Origin of the sequence: Bradyrhizobium iriomotense, assembly GCF_018130765.1 — a bacterium.
Lineage (GTDB): Bacteria > Pseudomonadota > Alphaproteobacteria > Rhizobiales > Xanthobacteraceae > Bradyrhizobium > Bradyrhizobium iriomotense_A.
In genome coordinates, this window is the sequence record NZ_JAFCJZ010000003.1 from 385,393 (window position 1) to 410,213 (window position 24,821).

Sequence of the window (24,821 nt, forward strand, 5' to 3'; positions counted from 1 at the left end):
AGATTGAGTGCGCGCAATCGCTGCTCCCATATGCAGCATCGTCGCAGCCCGTTTCACCTTGCCGGTCGTCAGTCGGCATGCCATCCTCCCGCAGCCAGGCATAATCAAACGGAGGCGGGCGTTTCGCCCAGGCTCTCCAAAAAATCTTGGTTGGGGAAACCCTTGGGGAGGTCTGATTTCATGACATTGAAGCAGGTCACGAGGCTGCTTTGCGCGGCCGCAATGTCCTCTGCGCTCGTCTCGGGCGCAACAGCGCAGGACAAGGTCGTCAAGATCGGGGCGATCCTGCCGATGTCCGGCGGCACGGCCTCGATCGGCGCGCACGCCAAGGCGGCGCTCGAGGTCGCCATGGACATCATCAACAACGCCCATCCGGAGCTCGGCAGTCTCCCGCTGGCGAAGAATGCCGGCCTTGCCGGCCTCGGCGGCGCCAAGGTCGAGGTGGTGTTCGCCGACAACCAGGGCAGCCCGGCGACAGGGCAGAACCAGGCGCTGCGTCTGATCACGGAAGAGAAGGTCGCCGCGATCCTCGGGGCCTATCAGTCCGGCATCACGCTGACCTCGAGCGCGATTGCCGAGAAATACGGCATCCCGTTCCTGACGCCGGAATCGGTTGCCGCCAATCTCACCGAGCGCGGCTTCAAATGGTTCTTCCGCACCACGCCGATCGCGCCGGACTTCGTCCGCATCTATGACGAATTCCTCACCGACATGAAAGCGGCCGGCGCCAAGACCGACAGCATCGCGCTGGTCCATGACAACACCGAATACGGCACCTCGGTCGCCAACACGATCGCCTCCGGATTCAAGGAGAAGGGGCGTGGCGGCGTCATCGACATCGCCTATGCCGTCAACGCCACCGATTTGCAGGCCCAGGTGCTTCAGCTCAAGGAGAAGAAGCCCGACGTCGTGCTGATGATCAGCTACACCTCGGATGCGATCCTGTTCGCCAAGACGATGCAGTCGCTCGACTACAAGCCGCCGCTGCTGCTTGCGGACGATGCCGGCTATTCCGATCCGTCCTTCATCAAGGCGGTCGGCAAGCTCTCGCAGGGCGTCTTCAACCGCTCGTCCTGGGCGGTGGGGCCCTCCGGATCGCCGTCCGCCATCATCGCCGACATGTACAAGAAGAAGAGCGGCGAGGAGATGGACGACACCGTCGGCCGCCAGATGCAGGGCTTCTTCGTGCTGGTCGACGCCATCGACCGCGCCGGCTCGACCGATCCGGCCAAGATCCAGGCCGCGCTGAAGGCGACCGACCTCAAGCCCGGGCAGCTCATCATGGGCTACAAGGGCGTGAAGTTCGATGACAAGGGCCAGAACATCCTGGCCTCGGCCTACATCATCCAGCTTCAGGACGGCGAGAACTACGTCTCGGTCTGGCCGAAGGCCAATGGCGAGAAGGCGCCGGTGCTGCCCTACAAGGGCTGGTGATCATGCGAAGGCGGGACCTGCAGCCCCACCTGTTTCACAAGGCTTGATAGAGCAGCGCAGCTCATGTCCTTTGTTCTCGTGCAGGTGATCATCGGCGGCCTTCTGCTTGGCGCCGTCTACGCCCTGTTCTCTTCGGGCCTCACGCTGGTGTGGGGCATGATGAACATCGTCAATTTCGCGCATGGCGACTTCGTCATGCTCGGCATGTACGTCGCCTATGTCGTCTACACCCTGATGGGAGGCGGGCCGCTGCTCGGCGCCCCGCTCGCGACGCTGGTGCTCGCCACGCTCGGCATCGTGGTCTATTTCGGCCTGATCCGCGACATCATGAAAGGGCCGATGCTGGCGCAGATCCTCGGCACCTTCGGCCTCGCGCTGCTGCTGCGCTATTCCGTGTTCTGGTGGTTCGGCGCCAACTTCCTGTCGATGCCGCCGAACATCGTGGGCGGCACCTATGCCTTTGCCGGCCTGCGCATCGAGGCCTCGCGGCTGCTCGCGGGCGTCGTCGCGCTGCTGGTGACGCTCGGCCTGCATCTGTTGCTGACACGCACCTCGCTCGGCTCGAAGATGCTGGCGGTGGCGGAGGATCAGACTGCGGCGCAGCTGATGGGTATCCGGCCCGACACCATGCAGGCGATCGCCTGGGCGATCGCGGCCGGGGCCACTGGGCTAGCCGGCGCGCTGATCGCGAACTTCTTCTACATCGTGCCGACCGTCGGCGAGACGCTCGGCATCGTCGCCTTCGTCACGGTCTCACTCGGCGGTTTTGGCAGCGTGCCCGGCGCGCTCGTTGCGGGTCTTCTGATCGGCGTGATCGAATCTCTGTCCGGATATCTCATCGGCGCGATCTACAAGGACATCGTCGTCTACGTCCTGTTCCTGTTCTTCCTCTGGTTCCGGCCGCAAGGCTTGATGGGCAAGACCTGATGGGGAAGATGTGATGCGGCGCTGGATCTGGCTCTCGGTCGTCGCAGCCTTTGCGATTGCCTATCCGCTGCTGCTGTCCTCGCCATTCCAGCAGCGCCTCGGCGCGCTGGTGCTGCTCTATGCCATCGCCGCGTCCGCCTGGAACATCGTCGGCGGCTATGCCGGGCAGGTGTCGGTGGGGCATGTCGTGTTCTTCGGCTGCGGTGCCTACGCCGCGATGGGCGCGTACGCCAAATTCGGCCTGTCGCCGCTGTTCGGCATTCCCGGCGGCATCGTGCTCGCGGTCGGGCTCGCCGCGATCGTCGGCGTGCCGACGCTGCGGCTGTCGGGCCACTATTTCAGCATGGCGACGATCGCAGTCGCCGAAACGATGCGGCTGATCGTGACCAACACCGAATGGCTCGGCGCGGCCGTCGGGCTTTCGGGCCCGACCGTGCCGCGCAACATCTTCGATCTCTCGTTCCTGTCGGCGCTGCCCTACTACTATCTTTTCCTCGCCATCCTCGCGATCACGCTTGCGATCACCTGGTGGATGACCAACAGCCGGATGGGATTTTACCTGCGCGCAATCAAGGATTCCGAGCGCGCCGCGCGCTCGCTTGGTGCGCCCGCCAGCCGCACGAAACTCTACGCCTACATGCTGAGCGCGGCGCTGACCAGCGTTGCCGGCGCGCTCTATGCGATGATGTTCGGCTTCGTCGATCCCGAGTCCGGGCTCGGCATCCTGATCTCCGTGAAGATCCTGATCATGGCGGCACTCGGCGGGGCGGGGCTGCTGTTCGGGCCGCTGGTGGGCGCGGCGATCCTCGTGCCACTGGAGGAGATCTCCAACAGCTGGCTCGGCGGCAAGGGCGCCGGGCTCACCTTCGTGGTCTATGGCGCGATCATCGTGCTGATCGCGCGCTTCCAGCCGGGCGGCCTGCTCGGCCTGCTCACCCGCCGCGGCAAGCCCAAGACTGACATGTCGAAGACTGACACGTCGAAGACCGATACGGGAGCCGGCCATGCTCCTTGAAGCGCGCGGCATCACAAGAGCGTTCGGCAGCTTCAAGGCGGTGGATGACGCCTCCGTGACCCTGGAGCAGGGCGACATTCTCGGCCTCATCGGCCCGAACGGCGCCGGAAAATCCACCTTCTTCAACTGCCTCACCGGCGACATCAAGACCACCTCCGGCCGCGTGCTGTTCGAGGGGAGCGACATCACCGACGTCGCGCCGGAGCAGCGTGCCGGGCTTGGGCTCGCCCGCAGCTTCCAGGTGCCGCAGACCTTCGAGGGCATGACGGTGCTGGAGAACGTCATGATCGGCGCCTTCCTGCGCACCTCGCATCGCAAGGAGGCCGAGGCTAAGGCATACGCGGTGCTGGAGCGCGTCGGCATGAGCAGGCTTGCGGAGGCGCCGGCGCGCTCGCTCGGCACGCCCGGCCGCAAGCGGCTGGAGATCGCCCGGGCCCTTGCGACCGAGCCGAAGGTGCTGCTGCTCGACGAGGCCATGGCCGGCCTCAACGCACATGAGGTGAGGCTCGCCATCGATCTCGTCCGCGACATCCACCGCTCCGGAATCACGCTCGTCATCGTCGAACACATCATGGAGGTGATCATGTCGCTCGCGAGCCGCGTGATGGTGTTCCACCAGGGCAAGGAGATCGCGCGCGGCAGCCCACGCGAGGTCACGTCCAATCCGGCGGTGATCGCGGCCTATCTCGGCACGCGCGCGGCGAAGGCCGCCGCGGGGCATACGCCGGTCGAGCTGATGGGCGGGCCGGACCTATGAGCGGGGCGCTTCTCAGGATCGAGCATCTCGAGGTGCGCTATGGCGATCTCATCGGTGTCTCCGACGTGTCGCTGGAGGTGCCCGAGGGCAGCGTCGTCGCACTGCTCGGCTCCAATGGTGGCGGCAAGACCACGACGCTGAATGCGATCGCCGGTCTCATTCCCGTGCATTCCGGCTCGATCAGTTTTCGCGGCGAGGGGATCGCGGGCCAGAAAGCCTTTGCGATCGTACGCAAGGGGCTCGCGCTGTCGCCGGAGGGCTGGCGGCTGTTCGTGCAGCAGAGCGTCGAGAACAACCTGATGTTAGGTGCGACACCGCTGCACGACAAGTCGCGGCAGGCGACGCTGCTCGAGCGGGTCTACGAGATCTTCCCGCGCCTGAAAGAGCGCCGCAACCAGCGCGCCGGCACCATGTCCGGCGGCGAGCGGCAGATGCTCGCGGTCGGCCGCGCGCTGATGAGCGATCCCAAGCTGCTGATGCTCGACGAGCCCTCGCTCGGCCTCGCGCCGGCGGTAGTCGAATCCATGTACGAAACCTTCGGCCGCCTGCATCGCGAAGGCCTGACCATCCTGCTCGCCGAGCAGTCGATCGAGCTGGCGCTGGAGGTCTCGGACTTCGCGACGGTGCTCCAGGTCGGCAAGAGCGTTTTGTCAGGCACCGCGGCCGCGCTCGCGGAGGATCCGCAGGTGCAGAAGGCCTATCTCGGTGTGGACTGACCAAGCTCCGCCTGGAGCAGCAGCAGGCAGCCGGCGAGCCGCGTCTCCATCTCTTTCGACCGCAACGCACAGATGGCGCGGCAGTGAGCGCAATGCCGCAGGGTTGTCGCTAAGGCTTGGTTGGGGGCGGTTGCAGCGGCGCGATCGCGGGAGGAGCGGAATCGTCCGTGATCCGCTCACGCGTCGTCCGAATGCGCTTGGCGTCGGAGGCGTTAAGAACGCCGTTGCCGCCTTCCGTCATTCGTTCGTGCGAGGTGCGAACCTGCTTCACATCGGAGGCGGGCAGTGATTTGCCGATATAGGGTGTCGGCGACCGGCCGCTGTCGGTTTGCTCGTTGTTTGGCCGGACCTTGACGTTGGTGATCATAGGCGAAGCCGGCGGCTGTGATTGAGCCTCAGCGACCTGGGTCGCGCCGATTGCTCCAAGCAGGATCATCAAAAGGCCAAACCGGCCAGAACCTGACTTCTCGCGCGTCATGCTTCACCGCCGATGTCTGGCCCCCGCCGGCAGCAGGATAGACCGGCCCGCGCGGCTCGGGAAGTCGCCCGGGGCGAGCAACCGGCGTGTGCAGAACTATTTGATCTTGTCGTAGGCCGCCGCGAAATCGCCGAGCGGCATCGGAATCGCGATCGTCTCCTTGGCCATGTTCTGGAAGGAGACCTTCAGCTGCTTGCCCGACCGCAACGCTGCGAGCATGTCGGCCGCGATCGGCGTCGAGGCGTAGCAGCCGCGGCTCTCGCAGGTCTGGATCTGCAGGTCGAACGTCTTGCCCTCGTCGACCTGGAGCTTGGCGCCGACGGGAAGGTTGAGGCCGAGCGGCAATTGCAGCAGCGCGATCGGCGTGCGGGTGTCGGGTGCGATGCGGATGTTGATCAGGATGACGGTCTGGCCGGTCTTGGTCAGCACCGCGTTCTGCTCCATCGCGCATTCCAGCGGCGCCTCGCGGCTGGCGCTGGTGCAGCGGACGACCCAGCCGGGTTGTCCGGAACCACCTTCAGCCTGGGGCTGCGTCGGCGCAGGCGCGGGTTGCGCGGCCGCGGCGGGCGCTGCGTTCTTCTTGGCGCCCTGCTGGGCATGCGCGGCGCCCGTCGACAACAGGACAGCAGCGACGAGGGCGACAAGTCTGGATTGCATGAGCATGGCGAAACCGCGTTGGCGTGAACCGGGGGTCTCGCTGTAGCGTCGCGGGAGCCGCCGCGCAAGCTTACTCGGCGGCTTCCTTGACGGTGCCGTGCTGTTGCGTCTCGTGACCTTCGCCGTCACCCGTACGGCCCCAGCCCGAGAACCAGTTGTTGAGTTCGTCGAGATAAAGATAGACCACGGGCGTGGTGAACAGCGTCAGCGCCTGGCTGACGATCAGGCCGCCGACCATAGCGTAGCCGAGCGGCTGGCGGATCTCGGCGCCGGTGCCGTGGCCGAGCATCAGGGGCACGCCGCCGAGCAGGGCCGCCATCGTCGTCATCATGATCGGACGGAAGCGCAGCAGCGCGGCCTGGCGGATCGATTCCGCCGGCGTCTTGTGCTCGTCGCGTTCGGCGGCGATCGCGAAGTCGACCATCATGATGCCGTTCTTCTTCACGATGCCGATCAGAAGGATAATGCCGATGAGCGCGATCAGGCTGAAGTCGAAACCGGCCGCCATCAGGATCGCGAGCGCACCGACGCCGGCCGAGGGCAGGGTCGACAGAATCGTGATCGGATGGATGTAGCTCTCGTAGAGAATGCCGAGGATCAGATAAACCACGACCAGCGCGGCGAGGATCAGCAGCGGCACGGTGCCGAGCGACTGCTGGAACGCCTGCGCGGTGCCCTGGAAGCTCGAATTCAGCGTCGGTGGCGCGCCGAGCTCGGCCATCGCTTTCTGCACGGCCTCGGTGGCCTGGCCGAGCGCGGTGCCTTGCGCGAGGTTGAAGCTGATCGTGATCGCCGGGAACTGGCCCTGGTGGCTGATCGAGAGCGGGCGGACCGGATCGGTGGTCCAGGTCGCGAAGGTCGACAGCGGCACCTGGTCGCCGGTCAGCGGCGATTTCAGATAGAGCTTGTTGAGGCTTTCGAGATTGCCCTGCATCTCCGGCAGGATTTCGAGGATCACCTTGTAGGTGTTGAGCTGGGTGAAATACTGGGTGACCTGCCGCTGTCCGAAGGCGTCATACAGCGTGTCGTCGATCAGCTGCGGCTGGATGCCGTAGCGCGATGCGGTGTCGCGGTTGATCTTGAGCTGGACCGTGGTGCCCTGGGTCTGCTGGTCGGTGGCGACGTCGCGCAGCTCCGGCAGCGTCTGCATCTTGGCGAGGATCTTCGGTGCCCACTCGTTCAGCTCGCCGAGGTCGGCGTCCTGCAAGGTGAACTCGAACTGCGTGCGCGTCGGCCGGCCGCCGAGCCGGACGTCCTGGGCAGCCTGCATGTAAAGCCGGGCGCCCTCGACCTTGTCGAACTGCGGACGCAGTCGCGCGATGATCTGCTGGGCTGAGGCCTCACGTTTGTCGCGAGGCTTCAGCGTGATGAATATGTTGCCGTTGTTGCCGGCGCGGCCGCTGCCGCCGATCGACATGGCAACGCTGGCAACGTCGGGATCGGCCAGGATGATCTTGCCGAGCTGTTCCTGGCGCCGGACCATCTCCTTGAACGAGATGTCCTGCGAGGCTTCCGAGGTCGCGGTGATCAGGCCGACGTCCTGCTGCGGGAAGAAGCCCTTCGGGATCAGGACGAACAGGTAGATCGACAGTCCGAGCGTGGCGAAGAAAATGGCGAGCGTGGTGCGCCGCCAGGCCAGGGCATGGTCGAGGCCATATTCGTAGCCGCGTAGCATCGAATCGAAGGCGCGCTCGCTCCACTGGTAGAAGCGGCCGTGGCGCACTTCGCCATGGGCGCGTAGGAAGCGCGAGGCCATCATCGGCGTCAGGGTCAGCGACACGAACATCGAGACGAAGATCGTCATCGCCAGCACGACGGCGAATTCGCGGAACAGGCGGCCGATGATGCCGCCCATCAACAGGAGCGGGATCAGCACCGCGACCAGCGAGATGCTGATCGACACGATGGTGAAGCCGATCTCCTTGGAGCCGCGGAAGGCCGCCGCCATCGGCGATTCGCCTTCCTCGATGTAGCGGGTGATGTTCTCGAGCATCACGATGGCGTCGTCGACGACGAAGCCGACCGCGATGGTGAGCGCCATCAGAGACAGGTTGTCGAGCGAATAGCCGGCGACCCACATCAGCGCGCACGCGCCCAGGAGCGCCAGCGGAACCGTGATGGTGGGGATCACGGTGGCCCAGAAGCTGCGCAGGAAGATGAAGATGACCATGACCACGAGGGCGATGGTCAGCAGCAGCGTGAACTGGACGTCCTCGACCGCGGCGCGGATGGTGGTGGTGCGGTCGCTGATGAGCTCGATCTTGATCGCGGGCGGGATCGCCGCCACGAGGCGGGGCAAGGTGGCCTTGATCCTGTCGACCGTCTCGATGACGTTGGCGCCCGGCTGCTTGAAGATCACCAGGAACACGCCACGCTTGCCGTTGGCCCAGGCCGCCTGCTTGGCGTCTTCGGCACCGCTGACCGCCTGGCCGATGTCGCGGATGCGCAATGGGCCGCCGTTACGATAGGCGATGATGACGTCGTTCCAGTCCTTGGACTGGGTGAGCTGGTCGTTGGCGTAGATCGTGTAAGCGCGTTTCTCGCCGTCGATATTGCCCTTGGGGCTGTCGACCGTGGTGATCGCGATCTGGCTGCGCACGTCCTCCATCGACAGGCCCTTGGCGACGAGCTTCGCCGGGTCGACCTGGATGCGGATGGAGGGTTTTTGCTGGCCGCCGATGAAGACCTGCGCGACGCCGGAGAGCTGGCTGATCTGCTGGGCGAGCTGGGCGTCGACCGCGTCGCTGACGCTGGTCAAGGGCAGCGTCTCGGAGGTTGCCGACAGCAGCAGGATCGGCGCGTCGGCCGGGTTGACCTTGCGGTAGGTCGGCGGCGAGGGCAGGTTCTTCGGCAGCTGGCCGCTGGCCGCGTTGATGGCCCCCTGCACATCGTTGGCGGCGCCGTCGATGCTGCGGTTGAGGTCGAACTGGATGGTGATCGACGCGGTGCCGAGATAGCTCGTCGAGGTCATCTGGGCGATGCCCGGGATCTGGGCGAACTGGCGCTCCAGCGGCTGGGCCACCGACGAGGCCATCGTCTCGGGGCTGCCGCCCGGCAAATTGGCGGTGATCTGGATGGTCGGGAAGTCAACCTGCGGCAGCGGTGCGACCGGCAGCAGCGGATAGGCGACGAGACCAACGAAGAGGATGCCGGCCATCAGCAGCGAGGTGCCGATGGGATAACGGATGAAAGGTGCCGAAATCCCGCCCTCGGTCATTCCCGTCGTACCTTGTTCTGCCCCGGATCCGAACTTGCCACTGCCGTCGAGACGAGGCTTCCGGGCTGCACCTTGAATTGACCGCCAGTGATCACCTGCTGCCCGGGCGTGAGCCCTTCGTCGACGACCGAACGGCCGTCGATGGCGTAGCTGACCTTGATCTTGCGCACTTCGGCCTTGTTGTCCTGATTGACGGTGTACGCGTAGAGGCCGTTGGTCGAATGCTGGACCGCGTCATCCGGAACCACGGTCGCATCCTTCAGCGTCCGCACCAGAAGGCGCGTCGACACCGATTGTCCCGGCCACAGCGTGTGGTCCTTGTTGTCGAACACGGCCTTGAGCCGAATAGTCCCGCTGGTGGTGTCGACCTGGTTGTTGATGACCGCGAGCTTGCCTTCCGCCAGCGTCTTCTTGCCGTCGGTGGTGAACGCGATCACCTTGAGCGCGCCTGCCTTCTGTCCTTCGCTGATGTAGGGAAGCTGGTCCTCGGGCGCGGTGAAGATCACCGAGATCGGCTCGACCTGCGTGATCGTGACGATGCCGGTCTGCGTCGAGGCATTGACGATGTTGCCGACGTCGACCTGGCGCAGGCCGGCCACGCCGGTGATCGGCGCCTTGACCTGGGTGTAGTCCAGCTGGGTCTGTGCGTTGGCGATTGCGGCTTCGTCGGCGGCGATCTGGGCAGTAAGCTGGGCGACGGTGGAGCGCTGGGTGTCGACCCGCTGTGCTGTGGCGAATTCGCCGAGCTTCATGGCGCGCTGGAGCTCGAGATTGGCATTGGCCAGACTAGCCTCGTCCTGCGCCTTCTTGGCCTTGGCCTGGTCGAGCGTGGCTTGATAGGGGCGGGGGTCGATCGAGGCCAGAAGCTCGCCTTCCTTGGCGATCTGGCCTTCGGTGAAGGCGATCTTGTCGATCTGGCCGTCCACCCGGGTGCGGACCTGAACGGTGTTGAAGCCCTGAACCGTGCCGAGACCGGTCAGATAGACCGGGAAGTCGACCTTCTGGACCGGCGCCACGCTCACGGGAATGGCGGACGCGCGAGGCGGACCTTTCTGTGCTGTCTGGGATTTTCCGGCGTCCGGCGAGCCGTATTTCTGCCAACCAAAGTAACCCGCGGAGGCCACGGCCGCGAGGATCAGAATCCAGAGGATCGGCCGTGTTTTTTTCATATCGGCTCGTGTCGGCTCTTGTGCCCTAGCTTACGAATTTTGGGGCAATCATAGGGTTCCAAGGCGTTTGTATAATACACGCCAAGTTCCAGTGTAAACAGCACTATCGGGTGAGAAATCTAAACAATTGGAAAGCTTTGCACCGCTTAGGCAACTCACTGGCGCGCCGGTGTGCAGTGCTGCATTTCCTCGACCCGGGCGATCAACGAGTAAGAATAAGGCAATGCCCGCGGAGGATGTTGCAGGCGCGGCGGGACTGGCGAAGCACCTTGGTCAGGCCGCCGGGGATACGCACTTTGCAAGAACGGTTCTAAATCGCGTTGGTCCCGTTTCGGTTGTCAGGAAAATCGGCATCGTCCATATCGGCGCCGCCACACATGGAGCGCAGGATGGACGAATTGAACGGCAAGCTGATCGCGTGCCAGATTCTGATCACCGGATTGATTGCGCGCGTCGCCAACGAGCAGCGCGATCCCTTGCGCTTCCTCACGGACTTCCGCGACGAGATCAAGGCCGTGGTCAATGGCGTCAACATCGCCGGCATGGACAGCACCGATCGTGTGCGCGCCGTCGCGCAGAAGACAGTCGACGAATTGTTCTCGCTGATGAAGCCGCCGAGCAGTGATTGATGTTGCGAGCGTGAGCGCCGATTTCGCGGTGTTTTTTTTGTGCTCGTTTTAGAACGACTCCAATCTGTTTTTAGAACCGTTTCAAACTGAAATTTAGAATCGTTTTGATCTGGACTTATTCAAAGGTTCTCGCGGCTTGCCCGCATTGACCCACTATTTTGCCGCCGATACCAACAGCCCAATCGCTCGTCGAAGTGAGTGAGCGAACATGAAGATGGGGCGTGGTGTAATGGGGCAGGTGGTCGCACCGAAGTCGTTGCGTTCGGTGACAGCATTCAATCCGGCGGATGAGAAGTCCGCGGGCATTTCCGGCAAGAAGGTCTCGGCAGTCGCGAGTCTGATCGCGGCGGCGTCGGTGTCGAGCGGTGCAGAGGCGCAGCAGTCGAACCTGCCGCCGGTGACTGTCGATGCTCCGGTGCAGCGCCCGCGTCCGACGGCTTCGAAGCCCACGCCGGATCAAGTCCGCGCCCGCAACGCGCTTCGCCGCGCCGCGCAGCGGCAGCAGGCGGCGCAGCAGGCCGCTCCCGCAGCGCCGGCCGGCGAGGTGGACCGCAATCCCTATTCCGATCCGGCCGCGCCCTACAAGGTCGACCACGTCCAGGCCTCGGGCAAGTTTCCCGAGCCGATGCTGAACACGCCCAAGACCATCACGGTGCTCAGCAAGGAAGTGCTCGCGGACAAGAACGCCACGACGCTGAAGGAGATCGGGCGCTCGACCGCCGGCGTGACGCTGGGCTCGGGCGAGGGCGGCAACGCGTTCGGCGACCGCTTCTTCATCCGCGGCTTCGACGCGCGCAACGACGTCTTCATCGACGGCATTCGCGATCCCGCGGTCTCCATCCGCGAGAACTTCTTCACCGAGCAGATCGAGATTCTGCGCGGTCCGGCCTCGTCCTATGCCGGCCGCGGCACCGCCGGCGGCGCCATCAACATCGTCACCAAGCAGGCCGGCGACGTCAATTTCAAGCGCATGGATACCGAGTTCGGCACCGACATGACCAAGCGCGTCACGCTCGACGTCAACCAGGTCATCGACCCGACCTTCTCGGTGCGCACGGGCGGCCTGTTCCAGGACGCCAACGTTGCCGGGCGCAACTACGTGACCGACAATCGCTGGGGCAGCTTCATCTCGACCAAGTACACCCCGACCAACGACATCAAGATCACGACGAACTACGTCCACACCGATCTCAGCGGCTATCCCGATTTCGGCGTGCCTTATTACAAGCAGGGCAACGTGCCGGTGACGTCGGCGGGCATTCCCCGCGGCAACTGGTACGGCTTCCTCAACCGCGACTTCCAGACCGCGCGGCAGGATTTCGGCACCGGCACGATCGAGTACAAGGTCAACGATGCCATCACGCTGACCAGCAAGGTGCGCGGCGAGCACTCGCTGCTCAACTACATCGGCACGCTGCCGCAGAATCCGGTGACGACCAACGCCAATCCGCTGCTCTGGACCACGACGGCGAGCGCGCAGAGCCGCTACCAGAACGTGGACGTGTGGGCCAACCAGAACGAGGCCACGTTCAAGCTCGACACTGCCGGGGTCAAGCACACCGCGGTGTTCGGCGTCGAATATTCGAACGAGAACATCTCGATCGACCGCTACGCGGGTCTCGCGTCGGAGCTGGCCGGCTCCGCTTTCACCAGCACTGGCGCCGTGACGGGGGTCAATCTCTACTCCCCGCAATACACCAACATCCCCTTCGGCACCCCGTCGCTGCTTGGAAACCCGACGCGCTATGGCGTCAACACCAGCAGCGTCTACGTCATGGACACCGCGAACTGGCAGGACACCATCATCCTCAACGGCGGCGTCCGCTATGACGGCTACAGCCAGAGCTCGTCCACGAACTCGGCCTACCTCAAGCAGAATGCCGATCTCGTCAACTACAACGTCGGCGCGGTCTACAAGCCGATGTCGATCGGCAGCATCTATGCGGCCTATGCGACCTCGTCTAACCCGTTCGGCTCGGAGCTCGATGCGACCGGCACCGATTACGGTGGCATTCCGGCAAACACGGCCATTCTGCTTGGGCCCGAGCGCAACAAGGCGGCCGAAATCGGCACTAAATGGGAGCTGGCGGATCGCCATCTGCTGGTGACCGGTGCGTTGTTCCAGACCACCAAGGACAATGCGCGCGAGAACGACGCCACGGGCAAGCTCACATCGAACGCGGCCTACCGCATCCAGGGCATCGACATCGAGGCCGAGGGCAAGATCACCGATCGCTGGAGCATCTTCGGCGGCCTGGTGCTGATGCAGTCGAAGGTCACGCAGAGCAACATTCCCTCCAACATCGGCCTGCAGCTTGCCAACGTCGCCCACCAGTCGTTCAGCATGCTGACCAAGTACAAGTTCGACGACGGCTGGGAGATCGGCGGGCAGGCGGTGTACCGCTCGAAGGTCTATGGCGGCACGTTCGCGGCCAATACCGGCAACCTGCTGCCGAGCTATTGGCGCTTCGATGCCTTCGTCGAGAAGAAGATCGACCAGAACTGGACCATGAAGTTCTACGCCCAGAACCTCACCAACAAGCTGTACTACGACACGCTCTATCGCAGCGCAGTGCCGTTCGTGGCGGTCGCACCGGGCCGGGCGTTCTACATCGTGACGACGGCGAAGTTCTGATCATGTTGACGTGCCTGCCTGGCATCCTGAGCAAAGACGATGTGGCGGATTTCCGCCGCATCATGGACGCCAGCGCGTGGGAAGACGGCCGCTCCACCGCGGGTGCGCAGTCGGCCATGGTCAAGCGCAACGAGCAATTGCCGCCGGACAGCGAGGTCGCGCGCAAGCTCGGCAACCGCATCATCTCGGCGCTGACGTCGAACCCGCGCTTCATCGCGGCGGCGATCCCGCTGCAGATTTTCCCGCCGCTGTTCAACCGCTATGCGGCCGATAGCGGCCACCATTTCGGCCTGCATGTCGACAATGCGATCCGCGGTGACCGTCTGACCGGCCTTCGCATCCGCACAGACCTGTCGGTCACCTTGTTCCTCGCCGAGCCGGAGGATTACGACGGTGGCGAACTTGTGATCGAGGACACCTACGGTTCGCACGAAGTCAAGTTGCCAGCCGGCGACTGCGTGCTCTATCCCTCGACCAGCCTCCATCTCGTCACGCCGGTGACCCGGGGGACCCGGGTTGCGTCTTTCTTCTGGCTTCAGAGCATGATACGGGACGATCAAGCCCGGAGCATGATCTTTGACCTCGACACCGCGATACAGGCGCTGGTGGAACGGCTCGGGCGTGACGATCCCGAAACGGTCAAATTGACAGGTATCTATCACAACCTCATTCGCTACTGGGCCGAAGTATGAAGACCACAACGTTCCAAGCCAGTCTTGCCGCAGCCGTCCTCCTGGCGGCCACCTGGCTCGCATCGCCTGTTTCTGCCCAGACACAAACCCAGCCGGCCGCGCCGGCGCCGGCCCAGTCGAAGGCTCAGCCGGCCGCGCCCGCTCCGGCGGCAGCGCCATCGGCAACGGCGCCTGCGCCCGTTACCGCCCCCGTGGCGGCTGCGCCGGCGGCTCCCACGGCCGCCGCGGCTCCCACAGCCACCGCACCGGCGGCTGCGAAGTCCGAGGCTGTATCCACTGCCCCGGCCATGAAGGAATTGTCGCCCTGGGTGATGTTCATGTCGGCGGACGTCATCGTGAAGGCGGTGATGATCGGGCTCGCCTTTGCATCGCTCATGACCTGGACCGTCCTGATCGCGAAGTCGATCGAGCTGTCGGTCGCCTCGGCCAAGCTACGTTCGGCGCTGAAGAAGGTCTCGGAGGCGCGCTCGCTCGCCGAAGCCCAGATGGCGCTCGGCTCCAAGGAGGGCATCCTGCCGTCGTTCCTGGCGGCGGCGCTGCGCGAGGCGCGGATGTCGGCCGGCCTGTCCAGCGATGTCGGCATCAAGGAGCGCGCAGCCTCGAGCTTCCAGGAGATCGTGCGCGCGGAGGCGCGGCGCATCCGCATCGGTATGGGCGTGCTCGCGACCATCGGCTCCACGTCTCCCTTCGTCGGCCTGTTCGGCACGGTCTGGGGCATCATGAACAGCTTCATCGGCATCTCGAAGTCGCAGACCACGAATCTCGCCGTGGTCGCGCCGGGCATCGCCGAGGCGCTGCTCGCCACCGCGATCGGCCTCGTCGCCGCCATTCCCGCCGTCATCATCTACAATCACTTCTCGCGCGTGACGAAGGGCTATCTCGAACTGGTCAGCCGTGCTTCGGGCGCGGCGGGGCGGCTGCTCTCGCGCGATCTCGACCGCAGCCACGGCAGCGTGCATTCGCGCGCAGCGGAGTGAACCATGGCCGTCTCGCTCGCAGACAATGATGACGACGACGATTTCTCGGAAACGCATGACATCAATGTCACGCCGTTCATCGACGTCATCCTGGTGCTGCTGATCATCTTCATGGTCGCAGCGCCGCTCTCGACGGTCGATCTGCCGATCGACCTGCCGACCTCGAGCGCAACGCCGCAGAAGAAGCCGGACAAGCCGACCTATCTCAGCATCAAACGCGATCTGGCGCTCGCGATCGGAGAGGACTCCGTCCACCGGGCCGATTTGATCGCCACGCTCGATTCAATGTCCGACATGAGCAAGGACAAGTACCTCTTCCTGCGCGCCGATCGCTCGGTGCCTTATGGTGAATTGATGGGCGTCATGGAGCTGTTGCGCTCCGGCGGCTACACACGGGTGAAGCTGGTTGCACTGGAAGGTCCGGCCGGGCAGGCGGGAGCGCCTGCCGCGGGGGCTGCGCAGCCATAGGGATAGCCATGTCCAGCGCCGAGCACGAACCCAGACCATCCCGGAAGCTGTGGATCCTGGCCGCGATCGCGGCGGTCGCGCTCCATCTGGGTGGGGCCGCGCTCGCGCTCGCAAACCTGCGGGCCGACGATGGCGACGAGGGGCTGGGGGCTGCGGGGGCGGAGTTCGCGGTCGAGATGACGTCGCCGCCGGTCCAGGAGTCCGACAGGCCAACCGGGCCTAACGACAGTGAAGCGCAAGAGGAGCGTCCCGAGCTTCCGGAGCAAAAGGCCGAGGTCAAGGAAACGGATCTTCCTCAGGATCGACCGCAACAGGTCGAGGAGGCCGACCGGATCGTCACAGAGAACAAGCCGAAGAAGGAACAGGACGACGATCCGAAGATCGCTGCCGTCGAAACACCGGCCATGGAGGCAGCCCCGAAACAGATTGACCAGGAGCGGCAAACCTTCGAGGACGCCACGCGAGAAGCCGAGAAGGCGATGGCGCCCGTGCTCGGCATCGGCAAGGACATCCTGAAGGTGACGACCGACTGGAACCGGAAAATCAGTGCGCATCTCAAGCTGCACCAGATCAATCCGGAAGGGAAAGAGAACAGCAATCAGAAAGTGAAGGTCAGCTTCGCGATCAATCGCCGGGGAAACGTGCTGTCCGTCGACGTGGTGGAGTCGTCAGGGGACGCAGCCTACGATGCGGCTGCGATCGCAATGGTTCACAAATCCGATCCCTTCACGCCGCCGCCCGCCGCGCTGACTGAGGATCGCTTCGAGCGCACCGTCGAAATCCGCTTCCCGCCGCCGGACGAGAAGAAAAAGAAGAAGTCGGCCCAGGCTCAGCGCCAGTAGAACCGGATCCCGACATAGACCACCACTAGGCAGGCGAAGATCAGCGCCACCGGGAGGGGCCGTTTCTGGGTTCCGGCGGCTGTGCCGGCCCCGAAAAAGCCGGTGGTCTTTGGCTTCGGTGCGGGGCGTCGGAAAGCGGTAACATTGTCCGCAGCGGGCTCGGCCTGGCGGGGGCGGACGTCGGGCGGAGTTCCCCCGCCGCCCATTTCGACATAGTAGGATTTGTAGATCGCGGCGATGGTGGCTTCGGTGGCCTCGCCCTCGCTCATCTGGGCCAGCAGGTTCTGGTAGCTGCTGAGGAACTCCTGGGCCTCGGGAGGCAGCGCGGATGCCCCGTTGAGCTTGGCCATCATCTTCCAGGTGGCGAAATCGGCGCGGGCACGGGTGTCGGCGCGTCGCGCGATCAGCATATCGGCAGCTTTGACCAAGTCGGCCTCTGGCCCTTCGGCGTGTGTTCGGAGCGGTCTGTTCAACTACGCATTGCCGGTCAGGAAGAGAACAGCCTGAATCACATAACCGGTCAACGTTCGCAGTATTGCTGAAATAACATCAAGATTTAGACCGAACTGCGAGCCCGCGAGCGGGAGCAGGATCAACAGGCCGATCAGGATCAGCATACCGAACGGCTCCAGCCGGGCGAGCGGCAAAGCGAGGGGGCGGGGCAGCAGCCCGACCGCGACCCGCCCGCCGTCGAGCGGCGGGATCGGCATCATGTTGAACACGGCCAGCGCCGCGTTGAGCCGGATCGCATTCCAGATGTTGTCGAATATCCACCGCTCTGAGCTGTCCGGGGCCCACGGCAGGGCGTGGAGGGCGACGGCGGCGATCAGCGCCAGCAGGATGTTGGTCGCGGGTCCGGCCAGCGCCACCCAGACCATGTCGAGCCTGGGGTTGTTGAGCTTGCGGAAATTCACCGGCACCGGCTTGGCATAGCCGAACAGGAACGGCGAATGCGCAAACAGCAACATGGCCGGCAGGATCACGGTGCCGAACGGGTCGATATGGCGGAACGGATTGAAGCTGACGCGGCCGAGCTGCCAGGCCGTATTGTCGCCGAGACGGTGCGCGACGAAGGCGTGCGCGGCTTCGTGGAAAGTAATGGCGATCAGGACTGGGAAGACCCAGACCGACACGTCATAAAAGGAAATGTTCACGGCTCGTCCGTCCCGGTTTGTGCCTCGTGACCTTGCAGCCAACCCGGCCAATCCGGTGGTGGGGCAGCGCGTCAGGACAGGATATGGGACGCCGGTTCCGAAATCCCAAGCTGTAGATGATCGGCCAGCAAGGCCGCCGGACGCGACAGGTTGCGCGTGCGGTGGAGGCGGATGTCCGCGGCCGGCAGCGGCGGCAGGCCTTCGCGCTCCGACAGAGTGCGCAGGCGAGGGGGCAGGGTGCCGGCTTTCACGACGGTGATCGCAAGGCCCTGCGCCGCGATCGCCTCCACCGCTGCAAGCGTCCGGCTGACAAAGGCGAGTCGCCAGGGCCGGCCGGCGGCATTGAGGGCCTCCGCGGCCCATTGCCGGAATAGACAGCCCGGCGGGTAGAGCGCCACGGGCAGCGTGTCGTGCGCCTCGGCCGAATACGACGCGGCCGCGGCCCAGACCGCCTGTTCGCGCCGTAGTAGCTCGCCGTCGCCGCGTCCTTCCGGGTGCATGGCGATGACGAGGTCATAGGTCTCGCCGAGCCGGGCCGGCATCGTCGCGGTGAGTCCCGTCTCGATCTCGACACGGATCTCCGGATGGCTTCTCGCGAATTGCGCCAGCAATGGCGGAATGACGATGGTGCCGTAGTCGTCCATCACGCCGAGGCGGACCACCGCTTCGCGCTTGCGCGCGCAGAGTGCATCGACGGCCTCTGCATTGAGGTCGAGCAGCCGCTTTGCATAGACGAGGAGTTCATCGCCTGCTGCGGTCAGTGCGACGCCGGCCCGGGTGCGTTGAAACAGTTTTGTGCCAAGCCGTTCTTCCAGGCGCCTGATCTGGACGCTGACCGCCGATTGGGTCCGGTTGAGCGTCGTGGCGGCGCGCGTGAAGGAGCGATGCTCGGCGACGGCGGCAAACGCCTTCAGCAGATCAGGATCGAGAACAGGTGAGCTCATGACGAAAGCTTATCCTGGCATGACGGAAATTCCATTCCCTGTTTCGGCGCGCCTCCTATGCTGCTTGCAAAGCATCAACGGGAGGAAGCGTGGGCGAGATTCTGGGCGTTCTGGCCGCTGTGCTGTCGAGCGCGCTGGGCGGGACTTCGATCGGCGCCACACGCTACCTCGTAGGCAGCATCGATCCGCTGGCGATCGGCTCGCTCCGGTTCGGCATCGGCTTCGTCCTGCTGCTGCCGCTGACGCTGCAGCGCGGCGATCGCTGGCCGGAGCGAGGCGACTGGGCCACCGCCGCCGCACTAGGCATTCTCTTCTTCGCGTTGTTCCCGATCCTGTTCAATGCGTCGCTGATCTTCACGACAGCCGCGCGCGGCGCGCTCGCTTTGTCGACGCTGCCGCTCTTGTCGCTGGTGATCGGGGCCGCGCTTGGCGCCGAAGCCCTGACCTGGCGAAAATCGGTCGGTGTCGTGATTGCGACATTGGGCGTCGCCGTCGCGCTTGTCTCGGACCTGACCTCGGCGCCATCTGGCGCCTGGCGTGGCGATCTCCTGATGATGGCGGCTGCGCTGTGCATGGCGCTCTACGGTATCTGGTCAAAGCCGCTGATCCGGCGCTCGGGCCCGATCGCCTTCACCACGATGAGCATGGCGGCGGGCGCCGTCTGCCTGATTCTGCTCTCGTATGTCCGCGGCAGCTTTGCGCCGGTCGCAGGCTTCGGCACGCCGCAATGGCTGGCGAGTGCCTATCTCGGTGCCTTCGGCGCGGCGCTGACTTTCTATCTCTGGGCCTTCGCGCTGGAGCGCACGACGCCCACGCGGGTCGCGATCTCGGTGACCGTCAATCCGATCACCGCGTCGCTGGTTGGCGCCTGGCTTTTGAACGAGCCGCTGCGCTGGAATCTGGCGGCCGGCATCGTCGCGGTATTTGCCGGGATCTGGATCGCGACGACGAGCGGGCGCACTCAGCCGGCAAGTGCGCGCGCGTCAGATCAGGCCTGACGTCACGCCGGGATCGTCCCCTGATATTGCACCAGACCATCATCGAGTTTCACCCAGGCGAGCTTCTCGCTGACCCAGATGTGCTCGGTCGGAGCGAAGGCGTTGCGGTCGTCGAAGACGGCGAGTGCCACACCGGCCAGCGTGCCGTTGCGCCGCCACGCGAACAGCCGCGTACCGCATTGCTTGCAGAACACGCGGTCGATGTTCTCCGATGACGCGTAGCGGGCGGTCTCGCCTTCGACGGTCAACGCGCGTTGATCGAATTGCGCGCGGGCAAAATAGGGCGAGCCCATCGCCTTCTGGCAAATGCGGCAATGGCAGACGCGGACGTTGAGCGGCTCGCCCTCTGCCTTGAACCGCACCGCGCCGCACAGGCATCCACCTTCCCGGATCATGGCTCAGGCCACCCGCCATTCGCCGACCTGGCGCGCCATGTTCCAATTGAGATTGTCGAGATCGCCATCCATGTCGGAATTCCTGCGTCTGGTGTTGGTGAAGGCGGCCCAGCAGAAGCCGCCATGGGTGCGCACGGCAATCGTGCTCGTGCCCGGCAGGCTGCCATTGTGCCACCAATTGCCTGATTTGTTGACGCAAAAACCCTTGGCATAGTCCGGGCTGTAGCTGGGCGCGGTGGTCATGACCTCGATGGTGCGCGGCCGCAGGATGTTCGCCGGCTTCGTGTAGCCGTCCACATGCATCAGGAATTGCACGAGGTCCGCCGGCGTCGCGATCCAGCCGCCATGGGAATCCATCCGCCGGACATTCATGCTGTAGGGAGTTTCGCCCTGACCGTAATAGACGACTTCACCGGCCTGGCGCTGGTCGCGCGTGTTGCCGGCAATGGTCATGTCGGGAACGCCACAGCGCGCGAGCACGTCGGTGTGGACATGCTCGGCATAGGGTCGGCCGGTGAGCTTCTCGATGACGCGGCCGAGCACGCAATAGCCGAAATTGGAATAGGCGTAGCGCTGGCCCGGCGGCCGGTTGGCGAGCGTCCGGGCGATCAGCTCGGCATGATCCATCCGCGGATGGGTGAACATGGGATCGCGGTTGTCGTTGCTCCAGCCGCCGGCGGTGTGGGTCAAGAGATGCTCGAGCGTGATCTGGTCGATGCCGGCAGAGTAGGGCGGCTGTCCGTAGTCGGTGCCCAGCAGCGCGCCCGGGCCGAACACGCGATCCGTCAGCTTGAGGCGGTTCTCCTCGATCAGGCGGAAGATCGTGACCGAGGTGATCATCTTGCTGACGCTGGCGATCCGGAACAGATGCCGCGGCGTCACGCCCTCGTTCCGCTCGATGTCGGCAACACCGAAGGCGTCCTCATGGACAATGGTGCCCGCATAGCCGATCGCAAATGACAGCGCCGGCACGCCGTACTTGTCCATGAAGCTGTGCGCGAGCCGTGCCATGGCGCCGCACTCGGCCGGCGAGGGCGGGCGGATGCTCGGCGGGTTGGGCGCGAGTTGCGCTGTTGTCGTCGATGACAGCAGCGGCAGCGCGCCTGCGCCCGCTGCGAGCTTCACGAAATCCCGACGCCCAAATTGCATGATCCGCCCCCTCGGGCGGCCATGCCTCAGTAGGTCGCCCGTCCGCCGGAAATATCAAACACCGCGCCGGTGGAGAAGGCACAATCTTCGGATGCGAGCCAGCTCACCATCGCGGCAAGCTCTTCCACCAGCACGAAGCGTGCTTTCGGGATCTTTGACAGCATGAAGTCGATATGCTGCTGCGTCATCTGGTCGAAGATCGCGGTCTTGGCCGCGGCCGGCGTCACTGCGTTCACGAGAATGTCGTGTGCGGCGAGTTCCTTGCCGAGCGACTTCGTCAGCGCGATCAGGCCGGCCTTGGAGGCCGAATAATGCGCCGCATTCGGGTTGCCTTCCTTGCCGGCGATCGAGGCGATGTTCACGATGCGCCCGTATTTCTGCTTGAGCATCGCTGGCACGATCGCCTTGCAGACGATGAAAGGACCGTCGAGGTTGATGCGCAGCACCTTGCGCCATTCCTCGAGGTCGGTCTCCCAGACCGGCTTGTTGACGCCGGCGATGCCGGCATTGTTGACGAGGATGTCGATCTTGCCGAAGGCTTCGAGCGTCGCATCGCGCGCCTGCTCGACGGCTGCGGTGTCGGTGACGTCGACCTTGAAGACTTTTGTCTCGCCGCCGATCTCTTTTGCCGTTTTCTCAGCCAGCGCGGCGTCGAAATCCCAGATCGCGACCTTGGCGCCGGAGGCGACGAAGCGTTCGGTGATGGCACGGCCAAAACCCTGCGCGCCGCCGGTGACGACAGCGACGCGGCCGTTGAGATCGATCTTGTTCATGCCGGTGCCTCTGGCGTCAGAGCATGTAACCGCCGTCGACGACGAGGTCGACGCCGGTGGTGAAGGCGCTCTCGTCGCTGCCGAGATAGATCGCCATGTTGGCGATCTCCTCGGCGGTGCCGAGCCGACCCATCTTCTGGCGGGAGATGAACATCTCCTTGCCCTGGGGGCCTTGCGCGGCGGCGCGGTCGAGCATCGAAGGTGTCTCGACGGTGCCGGGGCAGATCGAGTTGCAGCGGATGCCCTTGGTGATGAAGTCGAGCGCGACCGCGCGCGACAGCAGCGACACCGCCGCCTTCGACGAGCTGTAAACGTAGCGGTTCGCCGGCGGCCTCAAGGCCGCGCAGGACGAGATGTTGACGATGCTGCCGCCGCCGCCCGCAATCATGTCGGGCAGGAAGGCCTTGATGGTCCGGTGCATCGACTTGACGTTGAGGTCGAACGAGAAATCAAAATCCTCTTCCGAGCATTCCAGGATGGTGCCATGGTGCACGAAGCCGGCCGCGTTGAGCAGGATGTCGATCTTGCCGACGCGCTTGGCAAACGCATTGACGTCGGCGGTGTTGCGGACGTCGAGTTTGGCGACCTCGGCAATGCCTTCCTTGGTCAGGCCAGCGATGCCGGCTTCGTTGATGTCGGTGGCAATGACGGTTGCGCCTTCACGCGCGAATGCGATGGCGCAAGCGCGCCCGATGCCTGCTGCCGCAGCCGTGACGACGGCCCGCTTTCCCTTGAGGCGGTCTGCCATTTTTCTCTCCTGTGAATTTTCTGTCGTCATTCCGGGGCGCGCCTCTTGGCGCGAACTACGGTGCGCAATTGCACACCTGAGAATCCATCGGGCCACAGCGTCGGCGGATCAATGGATTCCGGGCTCGCGACTTCGTCGCGCCCCGGAATGACAGTTGTCAGTGATTATCCCGCGCCACACCAAAGGTGCCGGCGACGTTCTGGTAGCGCGTGGCGAGCTCCATGCAGGCGCCGGTCGATTGCTGGCCGACGGTGTTGCGATAGATCTCCTGCCACGGCGTCTGGTTCGGCGGGTGCTTGAAGCCGCCATTGGCCTTGAGCTCGGCGTGGCGCTGCTTCAGCTCCTCGTCCGAGATCAAAATGTTGGCGCTGCCCTTGTTGAGGTCGATGCGGACCTTGTCGCCGGTCTTGAGGATCGCAAGCCCGCCATTGGCGGCGGCTTCCGGCGAAGCGTTCAGGATCGAGGGCGAGCCCGAGGTGCCGGACTGACGGCCGTCGCCGATGCAGGGCAGGGACAGGATGCCGCGTTTGATCAGCGCCGCCGGCGGCTGCATGTTCACGACCTCGGCTCCTCCAGGGTAGCCGATCGGGCCGGTACCGCGGATGAACAGCACGCAGCGCTCGTCGATGTCCAGCGAGGCATCGTCGATCCGCTCGTGGTAATCCTCCGGACCCTCGAACACGATGGCGCGGCCTTCGAAGGCGTTGAGGTCTTTCGGATTGCTCAAGTAGCGATCGCGGAATTCCTTGGAGATCACTGAGGTCTTCATGATCGCGGAATCGAACAGGTTGCCCTTCAGCACCAGGAAGCCGGCATCCTTCACCAGCGGCTTGTCGTAGGCCCAGATCACGTCGTTGTCGGGCTTGGGCGCATCCCTGCAGTTCTCGCCGATGCCGCGGCCGTTGACCGTGACCGCATCCTCATGGATGCGCTTGTGCTTCATCAGCTCGCGCACCACGGCCGGCACGCCACCGGCGCGGTGGAATTCCTCGCCGAGATAGAAGCCGGCCGGCTGCATGTTGACCAGCAGCGGCACGTCGTGGCCGACCTTCTGCCAGTCGTCGATCGACAGCTCGACGCCGATATGGCGGGCCAGCGCGTTGATGTGGATCGGCGCGTTGGTCGAGCCGCCGATCGCCGAGTTGATGACGATGCAGTTCTCGAACGCCTTGCGGGTCAGGATGTCCGAGGGCTTGAGATCTTCCCAGACCATCTCGACGGCGCGTTTTCCCGTCTCGTAGGCGATCTGGCCGCGCTCGCGATAGGGGGCGGGGATCGCCGCGCAGCCCGGCAGCGAGAAGCCGAGCGCTTCGGCAAGCCCGTTCATGGTCGAGGCCGTGCCCATGGTGTTGCAATGGCCGACCGAAGGCGCCGAGGAGGCCACGATCTCCATGAACTCCTCATAGTCGATCTCACCGGCGGCGAGCCGCTCGCGCGACTTCCAGACGATGGTGCCGGAGCCGGTGCGCTCGCCGTCGTGCCAGCCGTTCAGCATCGGGCCGCCCGACAGCACGATCGCGGGCAGGTTGACGGTCGCCGCCGCCATCATGCAGGCGGGCGTCGTCTTGTCGCAGCCGGTGGTCAGCACCACGCCGTCGAGCGGATAGCCGTAGAGGATCTCGACCAGGCCGAGATAGGCGAGGTTGCGGTCGAGCGCCGCGGTCGGGCGCTTGCCGGTCTCCTGAATGGGGTGGGTCGGGAATTCCATCGCAATGCCGCCGGCCTCGCGGATGCCTTCGCGGACGCGGTGGGCGAGCTCGATATGGTGGCGGTTGCAGGGGGAGAGGTCGTTGCCGGTCTGGGCGATGCCGATGATCGGCTTGCCCGACTGCAGCTCGGCGCGGGTGAGGCCGTAGTTCAGGTAACGCTCCATATAGAGCGCGGTCATGCCTGGATTATGCGGGTTGTTGAACCAGTCCTGCGAGCGAAGGTGGCGGCGGGTGCCGTTACCGGGCGCGTGCCCATTGGTAGGCTTTTTTGTCATTGGTTTCTCCTGCAATGCAAACGCACTGGCGTCAGTCACCGGCGTAAATCTTGGGCTGTCGGC

The 24,821-nt window shown here is 64.6% G+C and carries 24 protein-coding genes; 12 read left to right on the forward strand and 12 right to left on the reverse strand.

What is annotated here, in order from left to right; genetic code table 11:
- Positions 1-180 precede the first annotated feature (180 nt).
- The 5 genes from JQ635_RS08035 to JQ635_RS08055 all read left to right on the forward strand — a co-directional run bounded on the left by JQ635_RS08035 (position 181) and on the right by JQ635_RS08055 (position 4,849).
- Positions 181-1,434, forward strand: a complete 1,254-nt coding sequence (locus tag JQ635_RS08035; RefSeq protein WP_211409323.1) for an ABC transporter substrate-binding protein — start codon at positions 181-183, stop codon at positions 1,432-1,434.
- A 63-nt stretch (positions 1,435-1,497) separates the two neighbouring features.
- On the forward strand, positions 1,498-2,361 hold the full coding sequence (locus JQ635_RS08040) for a branched-chain amino acid ABC transporter permease (protein ID WP_211409324.1): 864 nt from the start codon (positions 1,498-1,500) through the stop codon (positions 2,359-2,361).
- Positions 2,362-2,374: 13 nt separating this feature from the next.
- Positions 2,375-3,376 (forward strand): branched-chain amino acid ABC transporter permease, encoded by a 1,002-nt coding sequence (locus tag JQ635_RS08045; RefSeq protein ID WP_246583360.1) that lies wholly within the window; start codon positions 2,375-2,377, stop codon positions 3,374-3,376.
- The gene (locus JQ635_RS08050; RefSeq protein WP_211409325.1) at positions 3,366-4,133 is read left to right on the forward strand and encodes an ABC transporter ATP-binding protein; all 768 of its coding nucleotides are present in this window, start codon (positions 3,366-3,368) and stop codon (positions 4,131-4,133) included. Before JQ635_RS08045 ends, JQ635_RS08050 begins: the two co-directional genes overlap by 11 nt.
- Positions 4,130-4,849 carry an ABC transporter ATP-binding protein gene (locus tag JQ635_RS08055; RefSeq protein ID WP_211409326.1) on the forward strand — a complete coding sequence of 240 codons (720 nt, stop codon included), beginning with the start codon at positions 4,130-4,132 and terminating at the stop codon, positions 4,847-4,849. Before JQ635_RS08050 ends, JQ635_RS08055 begins: the two co-directional genes overlap by 4 nt.
- A 109-nt stretch (positions 4,850-4,958) precedes the next feature.
- Here JQ635_RS08055 and JQ635_RS08060 read toward each other — a convergent pair whose 3' ends face one another.
- The 4 genes from JQ635_RS08060 to JQ635_RS08075 all read right to left on the reverse strand — a co-directional run bounded on the left by JQ635_RS08060 (position 4,959) and on the right by JQ635_RS08075 (position 10,370).
- Positions 4,959-5,327, reverse strand: a complete 369-nt coding sequence (locus tag JQ635_RS08060; RefSeq protein WP_211409327.1) for a hypothetical protein — start codon at positions 5,325-5,327, stop codon at positions 4,959-4,961.
- A 96-nt stretch (positions 5,328-5,423) separates the two neighbouring features.
- Positions 5,424-5,990 carry an invasion associated locus B family protein gene (locus JQ635_RS08065; protein WP_211409328.1) on the reverse strand — a complete coding sequence of 189 codons (567 nt, stop codon included), beginning with the start codon at positions 5,988-5,990 and terminating at the stop codon, positions 5,424-5,426.
- Between the two features lie 64 nt (positions 5,991-6,054).
- A complete protein-coding gene (locus JQ635_RS08070) occupies positions 6,055-9,201 on the reverse strand; it encodes a multidrug efflux RND transporter permease subunit (RefSeq protein WP_211409329.1) in 3,147 nt (1,048 codons plus the stop codon).
- Positions 9,198-10,370, reverse strand: a complete 1,173-nt coding sequence (locus JQ635_RS08075) for an efflux RND transporter periplasmic adaptor subunit (protein ID WP_211409330.1) — start codon at positions 10,368-10,370, stop codon at positions 9,198-9,200. The genes JQ635_RS08070 and JQ635_RS08075 overlap by 4 nt, the downstream gene beginning before the upstream one ends.
- A gap of 389 nt (positions 10,371-10,759) precedes the next feature.
- Here JQ635_RS08075 and JQ635_RS08080 point away from each other — a divergent pair, with 389 nt between their 5' ends.
- The 6 genes from JQ635_RS08080 (at position 10,760) to JQ635_RS08105 (ending at position 16,613) form a co-directional block, all read left to right on the forward strand.
- A complete protein-coding gene (locus JQ635_RS08080) occupies positions 10,760-10,999 on the forward strand; it encodes a hypothetical protein (RefSeq protein ID WP_027571757.1) in 240 nt (79 codons plus the stop codon).
- Between the two features lie 229 nt (positions 11,000-11,228).
- On the forward strand, positions 11,229-13,634 hold the full coding sequence (locus tag JQ635_RS08085; protein WP_211409457.1) for a TonB-dependent receptor: 2,406 nt from the start codon (positions 11,229-11,231) through the stop codon (positions 13,632-13,634).
- A 2-nt stretch (positions 13,635-13,636) separates the two neighbouring features.
- Positions 13,637-14,326, forward strand: a complete 690-nt coding sequence (locus tag JQ635_RS08090; RefSeq protein ID WP_211409331.1) for a Fe2+-dependent dioxygenase — start codon at positions 13,637-13,639, stop codon at positions 14,324-14,326.
- Complete coding sequence (gene exbB / locus JQ635_RS08095) at positions 14,323-15,303, forward strand: tonB-system energizer ExbB (protein WP_211409332.1); 981 nt, start codon at positions 14,323-14,325, stop codon at positions 15,301-15,303. The genes JQ635_RS08090 and exbB overlap by 4 nt, the downstream gene beginning before the upstream one ends.
- 3 nt (positions 15,304-15,306) lie before the next feature.
- Complete coding sequence (gene exbD / locus JQ635_RS08100; protein ID WP_211409333.1) at positions 15,307-15,771, forward strand: TonB system transport protein ExbD; 465 nt, start codon at positions 15,307-15,309, stop codon at positions 15,769-15,771.
- Positions 15,772-15,779: 8 nt separating this feature from the next.
- Complete coding sequence (locus JQ635_RS08105; protein WP_211409334.1) at positions 15,780-16,613, forward strand: TonB family protein; 834 nt, start codon at positions 15,780-15,782, stop codon at positions 16,611-16,613.
- Here JQ635_RS08105 and JQ635_RS08110 read toward each other — a convergent pair.
- From JQ635_RS08110 to JQ635_RS08120, 3 genes are all read right to left on the reverse strand, one after another.
- On the reverse strand, positions 16,601-17,023 hold the full coding sequence (locus tag JQ635_RS08110; RefSeq protein WP_211409458.1) for a hypothetical protein: 423 nt from the start codon (positions 17,021-17,023) through the stop codon (positions 16,601-16,603). The genes JQ635_RS08105 and JQ635_RS08110 overlap by 13 nt on opposite strands.
- Before the next feature lie 63 nt (positions 17,024-17,086).
- Positions 17,087-17,767 (reverse strand): site-2 protease family protein, encoded by a 681-nt coding sequence (locus JQ635_RS08115; RefSeq protein ID WP_211409459.1) that lies wholly within the window; start codon positions 17,765-17,767, stop codon positions 17,087-17,089.
- Between the two features lie 71 nt (positions 17,768-17,838).
- A complete protein-coding gene (locus tag JQ635_RS08120) occupies positions 17,839-18,711 on the reverse strand; it encodes a LysR family transcriptional regulator (protein WP_211409335.1) in 873 nt (290 codons plus the stop codon).
- 89 nt (positions 18,712-18,800) lie between these two features.
- On the opposite strand from JQ635_RS08120, the gene JQ635_RS08125 reads away from it, so the two are divergent.
- Positions 18,801-19,709: a DMT family transporter gene (locus JQ635_RS08125; protein WP_211409336.1), complete on the forward strand. Its 909-nt coding sequence runs from the start codon at positions 18,801-18,803 to the stop codon at positions 19,707-19,709.
- Between the two features lie 2 nt (positions 19,710-19,711).
- On the opposite strand, the gene JQ635_RS08130 is transcribed toward JQ635_RS08125, so the two are convergent.
- The 5 genes from JQ635_RS08130 to JQ635_RS08150 form a co-directional block, all read right to left on the reverse strand.
- The gene (locus tag JQ635_RS08130; RefSeq protein ID WP_211409337.1) at positions 19,712-20,104 is read right to left on the reverse strand and encodes a GFA family protein; all 393 of its coding nucleotides are present in this window, start codon (positions 20,102-20,104) and stop codon (positions 19,712-19,714) included.
- Between the two features lie 3 nt (positions 20,105-20,107).
- Entirely contained in the window at positions 20,108-21,253 is a 1,146-nt protein-coding gene (locus JQ635_RS08135; protein WP_211409338.1) for a serine hydrolase domain-containing protein, read from the reverse strand.
- A gap of 26 nt (positions 21,254-21,279) precedes the next feature.
- Positions 21,280-22,026 carry an SDR family NAD(P)-dependent oxidoreductase gene (locus JQ635_RS08140; RefSeq protein WP_211409339.1) on the reverse strand — a complete coding sequence of 249 codons (747 nt, stop codon included), beginning with the start codon at positions 22,024-22,026 and terminating at the stop codon, positions 21,280-21,282.
- A 16-nt stretch (positions 22,027-22,042) separates the two neighbouring features.
- The gene (locus JQ635_RS08145; RefSeq protein ID WP_211409340.1) at positions 22,043-22,774 is read right to left on the reverse strand and encodes an SDR family oxidoreductase; all 732 of its coding nucleotides are present in this window, start codon (positions 22,772-22,774) and stop codon (positions 22,043-22,045) included.
- A gap of 157 nt (positions 22,775-22,931) precedes the next feature.
- Entirely contained in the window at positions 22,932-24,758 is a 1,827-nt protein-coding gene (locus JQ635_RS08150) for an IlvD/Edd family dehydratase (RefSeq protein WP_211409341.1), read from the reverse strand.
- Positions 24,759-24,821 lie beyond the last annotated feature (63 nt).

Bases quoted from the DNA above. Each gene is read 5' to 3' on its own strand.
- JQ635_RS08035 (WP_211409323.1), top strand. From the start codon at position 181: ATGACATTGAAGCAGGTCACGAGGCTGCTTTGCGCGGCCGCAATGTCC.
- JQ635_RS08040 (WP_211409324.1), top strand. From the start codon at position 1,498: ATGTCCTTTGTTCTCGTGCAGGTGATCATCGGCGGCCTTCTGCTTGGC.
- JQ635_RS08045 (WP_246583360.1), top strand. From the start codon at position 2,375: ATGCGGCGCTGGATCTGGCTCTCGGTCGTCGCAGCCTTTGCGATTGCC.
- JQ635_RS08050 (WP_211409325.1), top strand. From the start codon at position 3,366: ATGCTCCTTGAAGCGCGCGGCATCACAAGAGCGTTCGGCAGCTTCAAG.
- JQ635_RS08055 (WP_211409326.1), top strand. From the start codon at position 4,130: ATGAGCGGGGCGCTTCTCAGGATCGAGCATCTCGAGGTGCGCTATGGC.
- JQ635_RS08060 (WP_211409327.1), bottom strand. From the start codon at position 5,327: ATGACGCGCGAGAAGTCAGGTTCTGGCCGGTTTGGCCTTTTGATGATC.
- JQ635_RS08065 (WP_211409328.1), bottom strand. From the start codon at position 5,990: ATGCTCATGCAATCCAGACTTGTCGCCCTCGTCGCTGCTGTCCTGTTG.
- JQ635_RS08070 (WP_211409329.1), bottom strand. From the start codon at position 9,201: ATGACCGAGGGCGGGATTTCGGCACCTTTCATCCGTTATCCCATCGGC.
- JQ635_RS08075 (WP_211409330.1), bottom strand. From the start codon at position 10,370: ATGAAAAAAACACGGCCGATCCTCTGGATTCTGATCCTCGCGGCCGTG.
- JQ635_RS08080 (WP_027571757.1), top strand. From the start codon at position 10,760: ATGGACGAATTGAACGGCAAGCTGATCGCGTGCCAGATTCTGATCACC.
- JQ635_RS08085 (WP_211409457.1), top strand. From the start codon at position 11,229: ATGGGGCAGGTGGTCGCACCGAAGTCGTTGCGTTCGGTGACAGCATTC.
- JQ635_RS08090 (WP_211409331.1), top strand. From the start codon at position 13,637: ATGTTGACGTGCCTGCCTGGCATCCTGAGCAAAGACGATGTGGCGGAT.
- exbB (WP_211409332.1), top strand. From the start codon at position 14,323: ATGAAGACCACAACGTTCCAAGCCAGTCTTGCCGCAGCCGTCCTCCTG.
- exbD (WP_211409333.1), top strand. From the start codon at position 15,307: ATGGCCGTCTCGCTCGCAGACAATGATGACGACGACGATTTCTCGGAA.
- JQ635_RS08105 (WP_211409334.1), top strand. From the start codon at position 15,780: ATGTCCAGCGCCGAGCACGAACCCAGACCATCCCGGAAGCTGTGGATC.
- JQ635_RS08110 (WP_211409458.1), bottom strand. From the start codon at position 17,023: ATGCTGATCGCGCGACGCGCCGACACCCGTGCCCGCGCCGATTTCGCC.
- JQ635_RS08120 (WP_211409335.1), bottom strand. From the start codon at position 18,711: ATGAGCTCACCTGTTCTCGATCCTGATCTGCTGAAGGCGTTTGCCGCC.
- JQ635_RS08130 (WP_211409337.1), bottom strand. From the start codon at position 20,104: ATGATCCGGGAAGGTGGATGCCTGTGCGGCGCGGTGCGGTTCAAGGCA.
- JQ635_RS08135 (WP_211409338.1), bottom strand. From the start codon at position 21,253: ATGCAATTTGGGCGTCGGGATTTCGTGAAGCTCGCAGCGGGCGCAGGC.
- JQ635_RS08140 (WP_211409339.1), bottom strand. From the start codon at position 22,026: ATGAACAAGATCGATCTCAACGGCCGCGTCGCTGTCGTCACCGGCGGC.
- JQ635_RS08145 (WP_211409340.1), bottom strand. From the start codon at position 22,774: ATGGCAGACCGCCTCAAGGGAAAGCGGGCCGTCGTCACGGCTGCGGCA.
- JQ635_RS08150 (WP_211409341.1), bottom strand. From the start codon at position 24,758: ATGACAAAAAAGCCTACCAATGGGCACGCGCCCGGTAACGGCACCCGC.